General features: G+C 57.2%; 16 protein-coding genes and 2 pseudogenes. 9 read left to right on the top strand and 9 right to left on the bottom strand.

Annotated elements, in window-relative coordinates:
• Nucleotides 1-6: 6 nt before the first annotated feature.
• Nucleotides 7-948, bottom strand: a complete 942-nt coding sequence (locus SOPEG_RS18430; protein ID WP_025246455.1) for an IS5 family transposase — start codon at nt 946-948, stop codon at nt 7-9.
• A gap of 106 nt (nt 949-1,054) precedes the next feature.
• Between SOPEG_RS18430 and rlmM the strand changes: the two are divergent.
• Nucleotides 1,055-2,156, top strand: a pseudogene (gene rlmM / locus SOPEG_RS18425) (23S rRNA (cytidine(2498)-2'-O)-methyltransferase RlmM).
• Between the two features lie 102 nt (nt 2,157-2,258).
• Here the strand turns inward: rlmM and SOPEG_RS18420 are convergent.
• Nucleotides 2,259-2,543, bottom strand: a complete 285-nt coding sequence (locus SOPEG_RS18420; RefSeq protein WP_417903455.1) for a glycoside hydrolase family 3 protein — start codon at nt 2,541-2,543, stop codon at nt 2,259-2,261.
• Nucleotides 2,544-2,655: 112 nt separating this feature from the next.
• On the opposite strand from SOPEG_RS18420, the gene istA reads away from it, so the two are divergent.
• From istA to SOPEG_RS18405, 3 genes and pseudogenes are all read left to right on the top strand, one after another.
• A complete protein-coding gene (istA, locus tag SOPEG_RS18415) occupies nt 2,656-4,206 on the top strand; it encodes an IS21 family transposase (RefSeq protein ID WP_025246453.1) in 1,551 nt (516 codons plus the stop codon).
• Nucleotides 4,207-4,217: 11 nt separating this feature from the next.
• Entirely contained in the window at nt 4,218-4,967 is a 750-nt protein-coding gene (gene istB / locus SOPEG_RS18410; RefSeq protein ID WP_025246452.1) for an IS21-like element ISSoEn3 family helper ATPase IstB, read from the top strand.
• 187 nt (nt 4,968-5,154) lie between these two features.
• Nucleotides 5,155-6,284, top strand: a pseudogene (locus SOPEG_RS18405) (IS256 family transposase).
• A 137-nt stretch (nt 6,285-6,421) separates the two neighbouring features.
• Here SOPEG_RS18405 and SOPEG_RS18395 read toward each other — a convergent pair.
• Nucleotides 6,422-7,714 (bottom strand): glycoside hydrolase family 3 protein, encoded by a 1,293-nt coding sequence (locus SOPEG_RS18395; protein WP_051419915.1) that lies wholly within the window; start codon nt 7,712-7,714, stop codon nt 6,422-6,424.
• Nucleotides 7,704-7,925 (bottom strand): hypothetical protein, encoded by a 222-nt coding sequence (locus tag SOPEG_RS23385; protein ID WP_148297135.1) that lies wholly within the window; start codon nt 7,923-7,925, stop codon nt 7,704-7,706. The genes SOPEG_RS18395 and SOPEG_RS23385 overlap by 11 nt, the downstream gene beginning before the upstream one ends.
• A 569-nt stretch (nt 7,926-8,494) precedes the next feature.
• On the opposite strand from SOPEG_RS23385, the gene SOPEG_RS23380 reads away from it, so the two are divergent.
• Nucleotides 8,495-9,172: a prepilin peptidase gene (locus SOPEG_RS23380; protein WP_025246450.1), complete on the top strand. Its 678-nt coding sequence runs from the start codon at nt 8,495-8,497 to the stop codon at nt 9,170-9,172.
• Between the two features lie 31 nt (nt 9,173-9,203).
• Here SOPEG_RS23380 and xni read toward each other — a convergent pair whose 3' ends face one another.
• The 3 genes from xni to queF all read right to left on the bottom strand — a co-directional run bounded on the left by xni (nt 9,204) and on the right by queF (nt 12,456).
• Nucleotides 9,204-9,956, bottom strand: coding sequence for a flap endonuclease Xni (xni, locus tag SOPEG_RS18385; RefSeq protein ID WP_025246449.1), 753 nt, complete (start codon nt 9,954-9,956; stop codon nt 9,204-9,206).
• Between the two features lie 92 nt (nt 9,957-10,048).
• Entirely contained in the window at nt 10,049-11,413 is a 1,365-nt protein-coding gene (gene ppnN, locus SOPEG_RS18380) for a nucleotide 5'-monophosphate nucleosidase PpnN (protein ID WP_025246448.1), read from the bottom strand.
• Between the two features lie 248 nt (nt 11,414-11,661).
• The gene (gene queF, locus SOPEG_RS18375; RefSeq protein WP_051419913.1) at nt 11,662-12,456 is read right to left on the bottom strand and encodes an NADPH-dependent 7-cyano-7-deazaguanine reductase QueF; all 795 of its coding nucleotides are present in this window, start codon (nt 12,454-12,456) and stop codon (nt 11,662-11,664) included.
• A gap of 60 nt (nt 12,457-12,516) precedes the next feature.
• Here queF and syd point away from each other — a divergent pair, with 60 nt between their 5' ends.
• The 4 genes from syd to SOPEG_RS18355 all read left to right on the top strand — a co-directional run bounded on the left by syd (nt 12,517) and on the right by SOPEG_RS18355 (nt 15,487).
• On the top strand, nt 12,517-13,014 hold the full coding sequence (gene syd, locus SOPEG_RS18370; protein ID WP_051419912.1) for a SecY-interacting protein: 498 nt from the start codon (nt 12,517-12,519) through the stop codon (nt 13,012-13,014).
• Between the two features lie 905 nt (nt 13,015-13,919).
• Entirely contained in the window at nt 13,920-14,240 is a 321-nt protein-coding gene (locus SOPEG_RS18365; protein ID WP_025246447.1) for a YqcC family protein, read from the top strand.
• Nucleotides 14,233-15,018, top strand: coding sequence for a tRNA pseudouridine(65) synthase TruC (truC, locus tag SOPEG_RS18360; RefSeq protein WP_025246446.1), 786 nt, complete (start codon nt 14,233-14,235; stop codon nt 15,016-15,018). The genes SOPEG_RS18365 and truC overlap by 8 nt, the downstream gene beginning before the upstream one ends.
• 22 nt (nt 15,019-15,040) lie before the next feature.
• Nucleotides 15,041-15,487, top strand: coding sequence for a flavodoxin (locus SOPEG_RS18355; RefSeq protein ID WP_025246445.1), 447 nt, complete (start codon nt 15,041-15,043; stop codon nt 15,485-15,487).
• Nucleotides 15,488-15,655: 168 nt separating this feature from the next.
• Here SOPEG_RS18355 and SOPEG_RS18350 read toward each other — a convergent pair whose 3' ends face one another.
• Together SOPEG_RS18350 and dapD are read right to left on the bottom strand one after the other, a co-directional pair.
• A complete protein-coding gene (locus tag SOPEG_RS18350) occupies nt 15,656-16,045 on the bottom strand; it encodes a DUF3461 family protein (protein ID WP_025246444.1) in 390 nt (129 codons plus the stop codon).
• A 124-nt stretch (nt 16,046-16,169) separates the two neighbouring features.
• Nucleotides 16,170-16,994, bottom strand: a complete 825-nt coding sequence (gene dapD, locus SOPEG_RS18345; RefSeq protein ID WP_025246443.1) for a 2,3,4,5-tetrahydropyridine-2,6-dicarboxylate N-succinyltransferase — start codon at nt 16,992-16,994, stop codon at nt 16,170-16,172.
• Between the last annotated feature and the right edge of the window lie 25 nt (nt 16,995-17,019).

Below are 17,019 nucleotides of genomic sequence, written 5' to 3'. Positions count from 1 at the left end.
CGATTGTTACATGATGCGGACGCTGTTTGGCATTCCTAACAGTGTGATCCGGTTAAGTGCTTTAACCATTGCCATTGCCATTGCCATTGCCATTGCCTCACCTACCTGCGCGTCATAGTCATGCAGACTCAGATGACCACCCAGAAGTGTTTTAAACCGGAACATGGCCGTTTCAGCCAGTGAACGCCGGTGATAACCTACTTTCTTTTTCCAGGTATCGTTATTGCTGCTCATATGCTGATTTGCCACCGCATGGTTACGCTCATGGTATCGAGCTGGCCAATATTGCGCACCACTTCGCGGTGGGATAAGCGGCTTTATTTTTTTCCTCAGCAGAGCATCATGACAGTAACGCGTATCGTAAGCACTGTCAGCCGACGCTTCCCTGATTTTCCGGTGGGTTTGGTTAATCAGCCCGGGCAGCGCCTGCGCATCTGTCGTACCGCTTAGCGATAAATCGGCACAGATAATTTCATGTGTCACGCTATCTACTGCCAGATGAAGCTTGCGCCATACTCTGCGCCTCTCAGCCCCATGCTGCCTGACTTTCCATTCGCCTTCGCCGAAGACTTTCAGGCCGGTGCCATCGATGACCAGGTGTGAGATTTCGCCGCGGGTTGGCGTTTTTATGCTGATGTCGACGGTTTTTGCTCGCCGGCTGACCAGAGAGTAATCTGGGCAGCGCAGCGACAGCCCCATCAGTTTAAAAATCGAGTCAACGAAACCCTGTAACGCCCGGAGCGAAAGGTTAAACACGCGCTTTATCATCAGAACCGTGATAATGGCCATATCGGTGTAGTGAAGCGGCCGGCCACGATGTTCAGGTGGTGTACTCTCAGTCCATGCAGCAATGGCTGACTCATCAAGCCATACTGTCAGGTCCCCCCGCTGCCTGAGCGCATTGTTATATGCGGGCCAGTTGGTGATTTTAAACTTTTGCTTTGCCATGGGGACCTGATGTTGAAACGAATGTAGTGATCAGAGCCGCCAGTCACCTAAAAGTTCGATTTATTCAACAAAGCCGCGCTGCGCCTGAAAAAAAAGGCGGAACGCCGTGAATAACGTTATTTTGTATTGCCGCCCCGGCTTTGAGAAAGAGTGCGCCGCTGAAATTACCGAGAAGGCCGCCGAACGGGAGCTCTATGGCTTTGCGCGCGTAAAGGAAAATAGCGGCTACGTGGTCTTTGTCTGTTACCAGCATGAAGAGGCGGATCGATTGATCCGCACTTTACCGCTGCGCAGTCTGATTTTTGCGCGTCAGATGATTCTGGCGGGCGACCTGCTGCGCGATTTGCCTACCGACGATCGCATTACGCCGATAGTGGGTATGCTGACGGGCGCCGTCGCCGAGACGGGGGAGCTGCGGGTCGAAGTCCCCGATACCAATGAAAGCAAAGAGCTGATGAAGTTCTGCCGCAAATTCACCGTGCCGTTACGCGCCGCCCTGCGCGCGCAACGCATCCTCCGGGGGGATGAACGCACCTCGCAGCAGGTCATCCATGTGCTGTTTATCGCGCCGGGATACTGCTACGTGGGCTACGCCTATCGGCATAATCATTCCCCCTTGTATATGGGCATTCCCCGGCTGCGATTTCCGCCGGATGCGCCCAGCCGCTCCACGCTAAAACTGGAAGAGGCTTTCCATGTCTTTGTTCCGGCGGATGAGTGGGGCGAGCGCCTCGGCAGCGGCATGTACGCGGTGGATTTGGGCGCTTGTCCCGGCGGTTGGACCTACCAGTTGGTTAAGCCGCAGCATGATGGTGCATGCGGTGAATAATGGCACGATGGACGAGGCGCTGATGGCCACCGGACAGGTGATCCATCATCGCGCCGACGGCTTTCGCTTCGAGCCGCCGCGCAATAATGTGTACTGGCTGGTGTGCGATATGGTGGAGAAGCCGTCGCGCGTGGCGCAATTAGCCGCGGATTGGTTGGTGAAGGGGTGGTGTCGCGAGGCGATTTTCAACCTGAAGCTGCCGATGAAAAAGCGCTATGAAGAGGTCAACCAGAATTTACGCCTGCTCTGCGACCAGTTGGCGGCGAACGGGGTGCATGCGGAAGTACACGCCAAGCAGCTGTACCACGATCGGGAGGAAGTCACGGTGCACGCCCGCCGGTTCTGGAGCGCGGTGCCGGGACGGCGCGATGAGCGTTGAGGGGGCGCCGCGGCGTTAAAGCCGCGTGCCGTTGCCTGTGAACGGGGAAGGGCCGGCGCAGTGAGAGCGGTCGGCCGCCGCCGGGCAGGGCCTCGCGCAGTGTCAGCCGTTGAGACCGAAGCCGCGTGGATAGCGGATATCGGTTATCGCCCCCTGCGGGCCGACATTATAGATATTCACCGGCAGTTTACCGCTTGGCTTTAGCTCCCCTACCAGCGCCCGCGCGGCGGCAAACAGCGATTCGTCGCGACGTACGCCGTTGTCCAGACCGTAATAGGCATAGGTGGCTACTATGGCGTCGGTCTTACCATCAAAGTGGATAATGTCGTAGGGCGAACGCATCAGCAATAGCACGATTTTCTTCTGCTGGCGGTGGGCATAATCGATAATGGCGGCAATGTGCTGATTCCGGTCGCCCGATCAGCGATTCCGATTCTGTCCGATCGCTCATCTTCTGTTCCGCCATACTCTGGAGACTTTTAGCTTCCGGGGGCATGGCATGGCACGTAAAAAGAAGAAAGCGAAAACGGAAATGTGCATCTATATTAATGTGTTACGTATGAAATTCGAGCAGCGTCGCTCGAATCGCACTATCGCAGCAGCGCTCGGCATAGGTTGTACTACCGTGCACGATATCCTCGGCCGATTCACGGTAGCTAACCTGGTCTGGCCATTGTCGGCGGAACTGTCCCCCGTCGACCTCGACCGCCTGCTCTATCCCGGCAAATCCGGAAAAGTTATCAATACCTTACCTAGCTGGCTTGATATCGATACCGAGTTAAGCCGCAAGGGCATGACCAAGCAGCTGCTCTGGATGGAATATCAGTCCGCCGTGGGCGGTGATGCCCTCGGTTACTCACAGTTTTGTGCACTGTTCCGTGACTGGAAAAAGAAGCAGCGGCGTTCCATGCGCATGGAGCACAAGGCTGGCGAAAAGCTCTTCATCGACTTCTGTAGCCCCACCGTACCTATCGTCAACCCTGCGACCGGTAGCGTACGCCAGGTCGCTATCTTCGTCGCTGCCATGGGCGTGTCAGGCTATGCGTATATCGAAGCCTGCGAAGGCCAGGACATGGCATCGTGGCTCAACGCCAATAGCCGCTGCCTGCACTTCATGGGTGGGGTTCCGGAGCTGATGATACCTGATAATCTGCGCAGTGCTGTCAGCACCCCTGACCGCTATGAGCCGGTCATAAACCAGAGCTACCAGGCGCTGGCAAATCACTATGAGACAGTGGTGCTACCGGCGCGCCCGAGAAAACCGAAAGACAAGGCGAAGGCAGAATCAACTGTGCAGCTGGTAGAACGCTGGGTTTTGGCCCGGTTGCGTAAACGTAGGTTCTACTCGCTGGCCGAACTCAACCAGGTGATACGAGAACTCAATCATGAGTTGAATCTGCGCCCGATGCGTCATTACGACGGACAAAGTCGCCTTGAACGCTTCGAGCAGCTGGACAAACCGGCTCTTGGGCCTCTACCGCCCACACAATGGGAATACAGTGAGTATCTCGTTGCCCGAGTGGGACCTGATTACCACATAGACTACGGCAAAAACTGGTACTCGGTGCCGCATCCGCTGGTTGGCGAGCGCGTTGACGTCATCGCCACCCAACGGCTGGTGCAAATCCACCATAAGGGCGTCTGCGTGGCTACGCACCCTCGCAGCGATAATGCCTATAGGCACACGACTCAGGCGGCGCACATGCCGGCTAACCATAAGGGGCAGAGTCAGTGGACGCCGGAAAGGCTGTGCAGTTGGGCGCTGTCGGTGGGTGTGTGCACACTGAAAGTGGTCGAGTCCATCCAAAAGAGCAAAGCCCATCCGGAGCAGGCTTACAGCTCCGTGCTGGGGCTACTCAATCTGCAACGGCGCTATGAGACGACGCGACTGGAGAAGGCCTGCGCGCTGGCGTTGGAGAAAGGGTGCATTAACCGCTCTTTCATAGCCAACGTATTGAAACACGGTCGTGAAAGTGAGGTCACCCAGGACGGAGCCGGCGTATCAATGCTGGTTCACGAAAACCTCCGAGGTCCGGACAGTTATCACTAAGGAGAATAAATATGGATACACTGTTAATGGCTCTGCGAGAGCTGAAGTTGTCGGCAATGGTCCAGGCGTTGGAGACGCAACGCGAACTCCCGGGGAGTTATGGGGAGCTGGGGTTCGAGGAGCGGTTGTCGCTGATGGTAGAAGCGGAAAATTTGCATCGAAAAAACAACTACATATGCCGTATGCGACGGCAATCGCAAATGCGCTTGCAGGCAAAACCGGAAGATAACCGTTATATCCCTAGCCGAGGAGTGACACCGGAACAAATGCGAGATCTGCTAGGGGGACAATATCTGAAATATCAGAAAAGCATACTCATCACGGGGCCGACAGGTACGGGCAAAACCTGGCTCAATTGTGCGCTTGGTGAGCAGGCATGCCGGCAGCAATATAACGTGCGTTACTGGCGAGTGGGTCGGTTGCTGGCCCATCTTCACCAGTGTCAGGTAGACGGGACCTATCTAAAACAGCTTAAGCAGTTAGAAAAAATAGAGTTACTGATCTTGGACGACGTGGGCCTAGAATCAATAAGTCCGATGCAGGCAACGATGCTGTTGGAGGTGATGGAAGATCGCTACGACAAAAGCAGCAGCATCCTGATCAGTCAACTGCCGGTGAAAAAATGGTATGGACTGATAGAAAACCCCACGACAGCTGACGCGTTACTCGATCGGTTAGTACACCCCAGCTATAGACTGGAACTTAAAGGCGAATCACTATGCAAAGAGCAAGGAGTAGCCAGCACAGGAAAAATAGACTAAACTCGAGTCAGAAGATGAGCGAACATGTGATCGAATATCACTGGAATGGGTGATCGGAAAATATCGGAATAACTGATCGGATGTCGCCGGAACAGCTGATCGGATACGTCGGAATGAGCCTGTTTAGAAATTTGTGTATTTGCCTGATTTTGATATGTTCAATCCAACATCAAAAACAGGTTAATTTATGGACGAAAAACAGTTGCAGGCTCTGGCTAACGAACTGGCCAAAAATCTCAAAACCCCTGAAGATCTCAGTCACTTCGATCGGCTGCTGAAAAAAATTAGCGTCGAAGCAGCTCTCAATGCCGAAATGACCCATCACCTCGGCTACGATAAAAATCAGCCTAAACCGGGGACCAACGCCCGCAACGGCTATTCCACAAAAACCGTTACCACTGGCGATGGCCCGCTGGCGCTGCGTACTCCGCGCGATCGTGACGGTTCCTTTGAACCGCAACTGGTGAAGAAGAACCAGACCCGGATTACCGGGATGGATAACCAGATTTTATCGTTGTACGCCAAAGGGATGACCACCCGCGAGATCGCCGCCGCGTTCAAAGAGCTGTATGACGCCGATGTCTCGCCGGCGCTGGTCTCAAAGGTCACCGATGCGGTCATGGAGCAGGTTGTCGAATGGCAAAACCGGCCTCTGGATGCAGTCTATCCCATTGTTTATCTTGACTGTATCGTTCTAAAAGTCCGGCAGGACAGCTGCATCATCAACAAATCTGTGTTCCTGGCGCTGGGCATCAACATCGAAGGCCAGAAAGAGTTGCTAGGTATGTGGCTGGCCGAAAATGAAGGCGCAAAGTTCTGGCTGAACGTGCTTACAGAGCTGAAAAACCGCGGCCTGAACGATATCCTTATCGCCTGCGTAGACGGGCTGAAAGGTTTCCCTGACGCTATTAACGCGGTGTATCCGGAGGCGCGGCTCCAGCTGTGTATCGTACATATGGTGCGCAACAGCCTGCGGTTCGTCTCCTGGAAGGACTACAAGGCCGTCACCCGCGACCTGAAAGCATCTATCAGGCCCCTACGGAAGAAGCCGGCTTGCAGGCGCTGGAAGCGTTCTCCAGTGCCTGGGACATCCGCAAGGTGATCTACACGACCAACGCCATCGAGTCGTTAAACAGCGTGATCCGGCATGCCATCAAAAAGCGCAAGGTGTTCCCGACCGACGACGCAGTGAAAAAGGTGGTGTGGCTGGCGATACAGGCGGCCTCACAGAAATGGACAATGCCTTTGAGGGACTGGCGCATGGCAATGAGCCGCTTTATTATCGAGTTCGGTGACCGCCTGGACGGTCACTTCTGAGAAAAGGCATTTACACAGAATCGTGTACAGGGTCGTCGGAATCTGCACAATGTGCGCCGTATCGCCCGTGCCGTTTGCTCCGCTGGCTTGGCCGTTGTTTTCCACCGGGCTGACGCCGACCGCCTGACTGCCGACAATCACGATATCGCAGCGATCGATTTCCTGACGCTGTGCCTGCCAGGCGATCTCGGCGATTTTATGGCTGCTGACGTATGAAAGCCCTTTTGTTGCAACACCTGCCGCACGGCATGGCCCTGCTCGCCCCAGGGCGTGAAAATGGAGATCCGGCGGCTGACGTCCCGCAGCGGCAGCAACTGATGATTTTGCAATAGCGTAATCGATTGATCGGCAATAGCGCTTTCCACCTCTTTCGCCAAGCGCCGCTCGGTCTCGCCGATCGCGGCGGGAGCCGCCTGGCCCGCCAGGATGTTTTTTGCCCGTTTGAGCGTTAGGATCCGCGCTACCGAGACATCGATTTCCTCGCTGTCTATCTCACCACGCTCCACCTGCGCGACGATGTAGTCGATAAGCTCGCGCAGTTTATCTTCCTCATCCGCCTCCTGTACGCTGACCGGCATCAGGGCAATATCAACACCGGCGTTAAATACTCGCTTAACCACATCACGCGGGTCGAAATTGTCGCTGATGGCCTTCATATCCAGCGCATCGGTTATGGTCACGCCGCGATAGCCCATCTCCTGGCGCAACAGGTGGTGCTGGATCCTGCGCGACAGCGTGGCGGGAACAATAATGTCCTCGCCGTCGAGTCGGGTTATCAGGCTGTCGTCAAGGGCGGGGTATTGGATGTGGGCGGTCATAATCATGTCCGGCGCGTCGTTATCGGCGATAGCGGCGATATAAGGCGCCAGATCAACGGCGTACGCCTGCTCCCGGTTGCGGTCCACCCGCGGCAAATTCAGGTGGGAATCGGTACGGGTATCGCCATGGCCTGGAAAGTGTTTGTAGCAGGTGACTATCTGCGCACTGCCTTTAACCATCTGGCGGGCCAGCCTGTCGACCTGTGCTGGGCAATCGCCGAACGCGCGTACATTAATCACCGGGTTGGCCTGATTGCTGTTCACGTCCACCACCGGCGCAAAATTGAGGTTAAGACCCAGGCTGCACAGTTCCTGCGCCATGATTTTGCCCTGCAAGTAGGGAAGCGCGCTTTCGCCGTGGCCTTCGTACAGCGCCCCGAGCGCCATATTGCTCGCAAACGCGGTGTAGTCGCCGCGCGGCAAGCGAAAAACATTGCCGCCCTCGTTGTCGGTACCGATCAGCAAACCGATGCCGTGGGTCTGGGGAATGGCGGCGAGTTGCCCGCTCAGGCGGCGGATCTGGTCGGCATCTTTCAGGTTGTTGGCAAACAGAATGACGCCACCGATGTGGTAATTGCGCAGGATGTTTTCAATGCAAGCGTTAAGCGCCACGGTGTCCCGCGCCGCTAGCGCTATCCCGGCCCCAGTAGCGGAAATTGAGCATGATTTTCTGACCGATTTTTTCTCTAAGCGTCATACCGGCCAGAACGGATTGGCTGTTGTCGGCGCGCGTCAACGCCTGGCCAAGCGCGTTGGCGCGAGGCGTCTGCGCCGTTACGGCGGCGACGCCGGTCACGCGTGATGGAGGGATGGTGTTCATCATGTGCTCTCTCGCTCGGGGTAAACAGGGGGCGGTCATCATTGCCCGTCGCCGGCAACGCAGCGGGATCCCAACGTGTTAGAGGAATATCCTTACCGTTCCGGTACGTAGCGCACGCCAGCACTGCGACACTATCATGCCAGCGGCGGACAAAACAGTAAATTGCCACGTGGCGGCGGAGCGGGCATTAGGCGGATAGCCGCCCATTGACCACAGGACATTGGCGTTCGGCCGTCGCTTGTTGCGGCGCAGTATCCAATTTCGCCGACGCAGGCTGGCCGGCCCAATGGCTGTGGCAAAGTTTGGCCAAGCAAGCGGGACGGTGCCGTTTTACAAGCCTGGAAGGCGCACCTCACTGGTCGCACGTTACCTGTCGCAGGTTGTAGGTTGCGCGTCACCCGTCGCGGGTTGTGGGTCGCACGTCACAAATCACAAGTCACAAGTTACAAGTCGCAGGTCGCAGGTCGAACGTCACCTGTCACAGAGCCGCCGCTGGCAAGCTTTAATACGGCAACTGCTGATTTACGCGGGCGCGCTGCCGCTCACGCCGCGCGTACAAGAGGGAATTGACGATGGCATCGTTAAATGTCGCCATGATGGCGTTTTGGTCCCCCTTAGGGGCGGAACGGCGCGACGCATGGCCGGGCTGGGAAACGTTAGGGGTCGCCGGACCTGCGGCGGGGACGCCGGTAGAAAGAGCCTTATCTTTCGTTTGTTCGCCACCGCTTTGGCAACTGCTATTGCTGTTGCTCGGTTTGACGGCGGGGCTGGCGCGGCATTTCGCGCTATTGCAGTTATTGGGCAACCTTCCCCGTCGGCGCGTCGGGCGCCTGGGAAAATGCCGTTTGTGCCGCTGGCCGCTGGTGCTGAGCGCCGGAGTGCTGTTTCTGCTGGCCGCCCTACGTTTCGCACCCGGCGCCGCGCTGGCGGGGGCGATACTGTTGTCTAGCGCGCTGCTGCTGGCGGTGGTGGACGCCGCTACCCTGCGGTTGCCGGACGTTGTCACCCAACCGCTGCTGTGGTTAGGGCTGCTGTTTAACCTCGGCGCCACTTTTGTGCCCCTACCGGATGCGGTGTGTGGCGCTGTGATCGGTTATCTGATGCTATGGTGCGTCAACGGTTGTTACCGGCTGGTGTGCCGCCGACACGGGCTTGGGGCTGGGGATTTCAAACTACTGACGGCGCCGCTGGCGTTTGGTCCCTGGCTTGCGCTGGCGGGGGCGCTGCTGCTATTCTGGAACGGCAGGTAAGGAAGCCCCACCGGCTATTTTCAGACGGCGGCTAACGTAACCGCAGCTGCTGTAAATTTCCCTGTAGCGTCACGGCGGTGTCCAGCGTAGCCACCCGACGGCAGAGAAACGCAAGATCACGGTCACGTTCCAGCTTGTGCCGCCATTTTTCCGGCAATCGCTCAAGCCGCTGGTAGAGGGTGTCCAGCGTACCTGCCTCGGTGATCAGCTGCGCGGCGCTTTTGGGGCCGATACCGGTAACGCCCGAGATTTTGCTGCTGCTGATTCCCGCTAACCCCCAAAAATCGGTCAACTGCTGCGGCTGTACGCCGAAATGACGCGCCACGAAGGGCATATCCAGCCAGCGCTTTTGAAAGTAGTCCCGAATTTGTATCGACGGCGAAAGCAGCTGGCAATAGCCTTTATCGGTGGAGACCAGTGTCACCTGATGGCCGCCCGCCGCCACCTTGAACGCCAGCGTCGCGGCAATATCGTCCGCCTCATAGCCGCTGGCGTGCCAGCAGGCGACGGACTCGCGGCTGAATTCGGCGCGAATGGCCGGCATCAGCGCCTGCAGATCTTCCGGCATCGGCGCGCGCCCACTTTTATATTGCGGCAATTGCTGATGGCGCCAGCTTTCGTGGCGCTCGTCGTCGTCAAACACCGCCACCGCGTGGCTGGGGTGGCAGTGCAGAATAAGCTGGCGCAGGGCGTGTCCGCAGGCGGCAAGGCAGGAAGCCCCCTGCACCGCATGAATGCGGCGGATAAGATTCAGCGCGTCAACTATCAACAAATGTACCGACATGGAGTGCCATCCTGATTATCCATTAGGCGGGACAAGCGGCCCCGCACGCGGTGAAAGCGCTGGCGCCGGCTTCCCGACGGCGCCGGTAAGCGTTAAATACGGATTTCATAGCAGGGGAGGTAGGCGCTGCCGGGCAGCTTCATCCGGTGCTGGGCAACGAAACCCTGCAGTAGCGTATCCATATGCCGCATGATTTCCGCATCGCCATGCAGTTGGTAAGGCCCGTACTGCTCGATAGCGTGAATGCCATACTCCTTTACGTTGCCGGCGACGATGCCGGAGAAGGCACGGCGCAGCGCGGCCGCCAGGCGTTCGGCCGGCTGTTCGCGGTGCAGATTGAGGTTGGCCATATTTTCATGGCTGGGCTCGAAGGGATGCTGCAAATCATGGGCGATGCGCAACGACCAGTTGAAGCCGTAAGCATCGCCGCTGCGGCGGCGATTTTCTTGGACCTCCGGCATCGCCTTTTTCATCCGGCGGGCCACTTCAGCGGTATCATCGATGATTATGGAATAATAGCGGCGGGCCTGGGGGCCGAGCGTGCTAACGATAAATTCATCCAGCACGCGGAAATAGTCGGCGCTCTCCTCCGGTCCGGTAAGCACCAGCGGCAGCATCTGATCGGCGTTTTCCGGATCCATCATGATGCCCAGCAGATGCAGGAACTCTTTCGCGGTGCCGACGCCGCCGGGGAAAATGATGATACCGTGGCCAAGGCGCACGAAAGCTTCGAGGCGTTTTTCAATATCCGGCATGATCACCAGCTCATTCACCAGGCCGTTGGGCGGTTCGGCGGCGATAATGGAGGGTTCGGTCATCCCGATAAACCGCCCCTCTTTATAGTGCTGCTGGGCATGGCCCACCGCGGCGCCCTTCATGGGGGCTTCCATCGCGCCCGGCCCGCAGCCGGTGCAAATGTTGAGCTCGCGCAGGCCAAGCTGATTGCCGACGGCGCGGGCATAGCGATATTCGTTTTCGTTGATGGAATGCCCGCCCCAGCAGACAATCATATTTGGCGCCTCGCCCACGTGCAGCGCGCGGGCGTTGCGCAGGATGGAAAATACCAGATTGGTGATATGGGAGGCGTTGGCCAGATTGAGATGTTGATGCCGCCCGGCGCTGGCGATTTGGCCGTTAACGAACAGGATATCCCGCAATACGGCAAACAGGTTGGCCTGCAGCGAGCGAATGATGCGGCCATCGACAAATGCTTCTTCCGGCGGGTTCACCAGTTCCAACTTCACGCCGCGCTCGCGGCGCAGCACGTTAATATCAAAATCCTGAAAGCGCTCAAGCAGCTCTTTACTGCTGTCGGTCTGGATCCCGGAATTGAGCACCGCCAGCGAACAGTTGCGAAACAGCCGGTAGAGATCGCTGCTGGCGGTACGTTTGAGCATGTCCACTTCGAGTTGTGACAATAAATCCATGGAGCCCAGCGGGCTGATATGCGTAATCAAAATAGCTCCTTGTCATGCCGGTACATACAACAAAATGAGAATCCTATTCTGGCCTGGCGCTGGGGAACGGCGGCGCGTAACCGCTGGCACAATGACCCAAAGGCCCGTCAGACCCGTTCTCGCTAAAAGTAAGGCCGGTAGGGCAGTTTTACCACCCTCGCCGCCGGGAGCGGGGCAATTTTGCGCGCCGCAATGCATTATTGCCGTGCAAGCCGCCCGGTTGCCGGCGAAAAGTGCGTATTACTACGTCAGGGATTGATATCCAATCCACCTCGGCGGGTATAGCGCGCATACACCGATAGGGTATCCGGGCGGCAAAATTGCATCAGATCGCAGAAGATGCGCTCCACGCACTGCTCATGGAACTCGTTATGCTGACGGAAAGACACGAGATAGCGCAGCAGCGCCTCGCGGTCGATTCGCGCCCCCCGGTAGCGGATTTGCACCGATCCCCAGTCCGGCTGATGGGTGATAAGACAATTGGACTTCAGCAGATGGCTAACCAGCGTTTCGCTCACCAAGGGTTCGCCGGCGGCGCCCTCAAGCCAACGGTTGCTAAAGGTATAGTCGTCGATGCGGATAGGTTGATCGTCGATGCATTCGCCGTCAAAACCCAGCACCGAGCTGCCGGTAAACTCGTCGAGCGCGCGCAGCGTGACCGCCACCTCGCCGTCGGCGCCGCGGGAGAGATCCTCGGCGAGACGGTCGCGCACCGCTTCGCGTGAGGGAAAGCGGGTCTGGTTGAAACTGTTCAGATACAGTTTAAAACTTTTGGATTCGATAAGATTGACGCTGTTGGCGCTAAGGGCGACTTCGCCAATCGCCACCTGCGGCAAGCCCGCATCGTTGAGCCAGGAGAGCTCGTACAGGGTCCAGATATCGGCGCCATGAAAGGGGAGCGCCGCCGCCTGCAGCTCCAGCGGATCGCGGTTGAGGGCACGCGGTACCGCCTGGAGCAGTGAGGGATCGTAACGCTCGCGGTACGGGGTGGGTTTCCCCAGCGTCAGCGATTGCAAAGCGCGATGTTGGTCATAATGCGTCATGGTGTTTACCTTGGGGCCTTACTGATACACTAGGCGTAGTGTACCGCACGGAGCCGTAAAATGAGAGAGAATAGGGACCCGGCCGCTGCGCTGGCGGATTTTACCGCGCGCTATGTAGAGTACTGGCGACAAACGACCGGCGGTTTACCCGTCAGCCACGGGGTATCCGATATACCGTCGCCCTGCGTCGCCGGGGGCGATGGCGACGCGGTTTACTGGCAGCCCCGCCCGGCGGCGCCGGATCAGACGCTGGCGGGCGTCGAGCGGGCGCTTGCCCTGCGGCTACAGCCGGCGGCGCAGGCCTATTATTGCAGCCAGTACGCCGGTGATATGCCGGCCGCCTTTGAGGGAGAACCTCTCGAACTGGTGCAGGTTTGGAGCGAGTCCGATTTCGTGCGCGTGCAGGAAAACCTGATAGGGCACCTGCTGATGCAGCAGCGGCTGCGCCAGACGTCGACGCTATTTATTGGCACGACCGCGTCCGAACTGACTATAATTTCATTATGCAACCTGAGCGAGCAAGTACTGCATGAGCAGGTGGGCGGCAAACGACGCTAGGTGCTAGCGGCCGATCTGGCCGACTTCCTCACCCGCCTGGCGCCGCGGCTGCCGGGGTAAATTCCACACCTTTTTATGCAAATTCTTGTAAGAGATATCTTGCAAAAACTGCAGGAAATAACCGTGTTTTAAAAGATTAAATTTAGCTAACAATTTAATTATTCTAGCAAGATCAACTCAATATAACGACTCGTTAACATTTCGTTTAATCTGTCGCTTTATAAATACATATCACTACTCTTGTTTAGAACGAAAGATTAAGCGATCTTAACAATCAAACTCAGTAAAGCAGGGACCGCCCACTGACCAGGGTTGCGCCGTAAGGATAGTGCGAGGAGGGTGAGCGTGGGACCGGCTTCAGGAAGAAGCCCGCAAGTTTTAGGATGATACTCAGGACACCTCCAGGATGGAGAATGTGAGCCGGTAATGGAACACCGGCGAGGCATGGAGTGCTTAAGGACATACGTTTGATAACGTAGGCGTTGCGCAAGGACGGGTACTGCCGACACGGTTTGTTGCAATGTTATCTTGTATAACAAGCGTCATGGAGGTAGGCAGGGAGCATAGATGTAGCGGGATTGCTATAAAACGAACCGGGGGTACTGTGTAAACAGTACCCCCTTTTCTTTGACGCAGACCCGCTCTGGCGTGAAAAAAGGACCGATATTAACCGTTGCCGTACCGTTATCCCGGCGCGAAGGAGGTTTGCCGTTGCGGGACGAGGGTGCCCGTTTTCTATCGCACAGAAATTATCACTCTTGAGAATAAAATCGTTTGTGCAACGCAGCCGTTAGTGCCTCAATTGTCCGTTTTATGCCCATAATTAGCACTGGCCCCGCTCTGATGATATTCTTTGCGGTTTTGCATGGACGGCGCTGACGGGTCGCGCGGCGCGGGAGGATCAGATGACGTTACATCAACAGGTTCGTCAGCGGCTGTTCGATATCGAGCAGGCCATGCGCGACGCCGAGATTTGGCAGCCGCAGCCGCCGGCGCGCGCGGCCTTCGACAGCGTAGAGCCGTTTTGCATTGACACTATGGAAGCGCAGCAGTGGTTGCAGTGGATCTTGCTGCCGCGTATGCATGCGCTCCTGGATCGTGACGCGCCATTACCGCAACGCTTCGCCTTGACGCCCTATTTTGAAGAGGCGCTGCCCGAAGCGCAGGCGTTATTGCAGCAATTACGCCAGTTGGATAGCCTGCTTGGCGGTGAAGCGCATGATTGAACTATGTTACCAGGATCAATACCTGGTGGTGGTCAATAAACCGGCAGGCTGGCTGGTGCACCGCAGTTGGCTGGATCGCAAGGAAAAAGTGGTGGTCATGCTAACGGTGCGCGACATGCTGGGGCAACACGTGTTCACGGTGCACCGATTGGATCGCCCGACCTCCGGCGTCCTGTTGCTGGCGTTGTCAAGCGACGTGGCCCACAGGCTGGCACAGCAATTCGAGCGCCATCAAGTGAAAAAGCACAATCGGGCGGTCACGCGCGGCTATCTGGAAGGCGAAGGGCTTATCGACTATGCGTTGATGCCGGAACTGAATAAAATCGCTGACAAATTCGCCCATCCCGAGAAAGCGCCGCAGCCGGCGCAGAGCCATTATCACGCATTGGCGCGGGTGGAGATGCCGGTTGCCGTTGGCCGTTATCCCAGTAGCTGCTACAGCCTGATGGCCCTCTCTCCCCTTACCGGCCGCAAACATCAGCTGCGCCGCCATATGGCGCATTTGCGCCATCCGATTATCGGCGATACCACCCATGGCGATCTGCGCCACAACCGCGGCTTTGCCGCCGCCTTCGACTGTCGCCGTCTGATGCTGCACGCTTGCCGATTGGCGCTGTCGCATCCGGTCACCGGCGTACCGCTGGTCATTGACGCCCGTTGGGACAACAGTTGGCAACAATTGACGCGCCAATTCGGCTGGCACGGCCTTCTCCCTGCATATGAAAGGGTTGAGTTTGCCGGGCCTTCGGGTCAGGATAAGGCCTTTCATCAAGCGTAGTAGGCTAGGGGAGTCGAGCGCCATGGCGCAAATAGGTATTTTTGTCGGTACGGTATACGGTAATGCCCTGTTAACCGCTGAAGAGGTGGAGTCGGTGCTAACAGAGCAGGGGCATCAGGTAACCCTGTTCGAGGACGGTGGCTTAGAGCAATGGCAGGCGTATGCTGAACGGGTAATCCTCATCATCACCTCCACCACCGGACAAGGGGGGCTACCGGATAATATCGTGCCGCTGTTCCAGCAGGTGAAAGATAAACTAGGGCATCAGCCGGCGCTACGCTATGGCGTTATCACGCTGGGCGACAGCAGTTATGATACCTTTTGCGGCGCGGGGCACGCTTTCGACGCGCTATTGCAGGAGCAGGGGGCTACGCGGGTCGGTGATCTGCTGGAAATCGATGCCGTGGAGCATCCCGAGCCGGAAACGCTGGCCTGCCCCTGGGCGGCGCAGTGGGGCGCTCTATTATAGTCTAGGCGCAGCGCGCGGCCTACTAGGCTTGCCGCCGCGCGCTAACCGGCGGGGTGTCCGTCCTGCCGCAGGCGTTAGCCGGGTGGGTTAGCCGTCGCCGCGTCTTCGCCGGGCGGGTCGATTGCCGCCGTGCTCGTGGCCGTCTTCGGTCTTTGCGCGGTCGCGGGGTTATTTCTGCCGGGTCAATTTTTCCAGATCCGCTTCGATCTCGGCGATTTTATTGGCCACCACGCTTTCCAGGTGGCGTAAGTCATCCAAAATTTTGTGCTTTAAATCCACCTCGGTCTGATCGCGCAGGCAGATTTGATCCAGCTCATCGATCACATAGCGCAGATTGGGGCTGATTTCGTTGATTTCCCGATAACCTTCCGCCGCATTATCCGACACCACGGTCTTACGTTGACGGGGGTATTTGAATTTAACGCTTTTGGCGAAAAACTCGCCTTTATCACGGCGAAAATAAATCTTGAGAATATCGTTATTGGCCTCCTGGCGCAGGCTGTAGCGATCGATATCGTCCGGATGATTAACGCCAAGGCTTTTCAGATTATCGTACATGGTCGTCCCCTGGTGATGTTCGGTATAGGTAAAATTATGACGCCTGGCGGCGTCATAAGCTGTGACTTACGGCCGGATTTGTCGCCGTACTGACCGGGCGCGAACGCTGCCGCCGTGGATAATATTAGTCTATGGTGCGTAATAACTCATTGATACCCACCTTGCCGCGGGTTTTGGCGTCGACTTTTTTCACAATCACCGCGCAATAGAGGCTATAGCGTCCGTCTTTGGAGGGTAAATTGCCGGACACCACCACCGACCCTGCCGGTACGCGGCCGTAATGCACTTCGCCGGTTTCACGATCGAAGATTTTGGTGCTCTGGCCGATAAACACGCCCATGGAAATGACCGAGCCCTCCTCGACGATCACCCCTTCGACGACTTCGGAACGAGCGCCGATAAAACAGTTGTCCTCGATAATGGTCGGATTGGCCTGCAGCGGCTCCAGCACGCCGCCGATACCGACGCCGCCGGACAGATGGACGTTCTTGCCGATCTGCGCGCAGGAGCCGACGGTGGCCCATGTGTCTACCATGGTGCCTTCATCCACATAGGCGCCGATATTGACATAAGAGGGCATCAGCACCGTATTGCGGGCGATATAGGCGCCCTGGCGCACGCTGGCCGGCGGCACCACGCGGAACCCTTCGCGCTGGAAGCGCTCGCTGTCCCAGCCGGCGAACTTCATCGGCACTTTATCGAAAAAGCGCGTTTCGCCGCCCTCGATCAGCTGATTGTCGGCGATGCGAAACGAGAGCAGTACCGCTTTTTTCAGCCATTGATGGGTCACCCATTCGCCATTGATTTTTTCCGCTACGCGCAGCGCGCCGCTGTCGAGGGAAGCGATAACTTGATTAATCGCGTCGCGGGTGGCGCCATCGACGTTAGCCGGCGTGATGGCGGCGCGTTGTTCAAAGGCGGTTTCAATAATCTGCTGTAATGACTGCATCCTGTCGTGTCCTGTCTGTCGGCTT

It is taken from the genome of Candidatus Sodalis pierantonius str. SOPE (assembly GCF_000517405.1).
In the GTDB taxonomy this organism is placed as follows: domain Bacteria; phylum Pseudomonadota; class Gammaproteobacteria; order Enterobacterales; family Enterobacteriaceae; genus Sodalis_C; species Sodalis_C pierantonii.
This window is presented reverse-complemented; position numbering and strand designations above follow the sequence as displayed.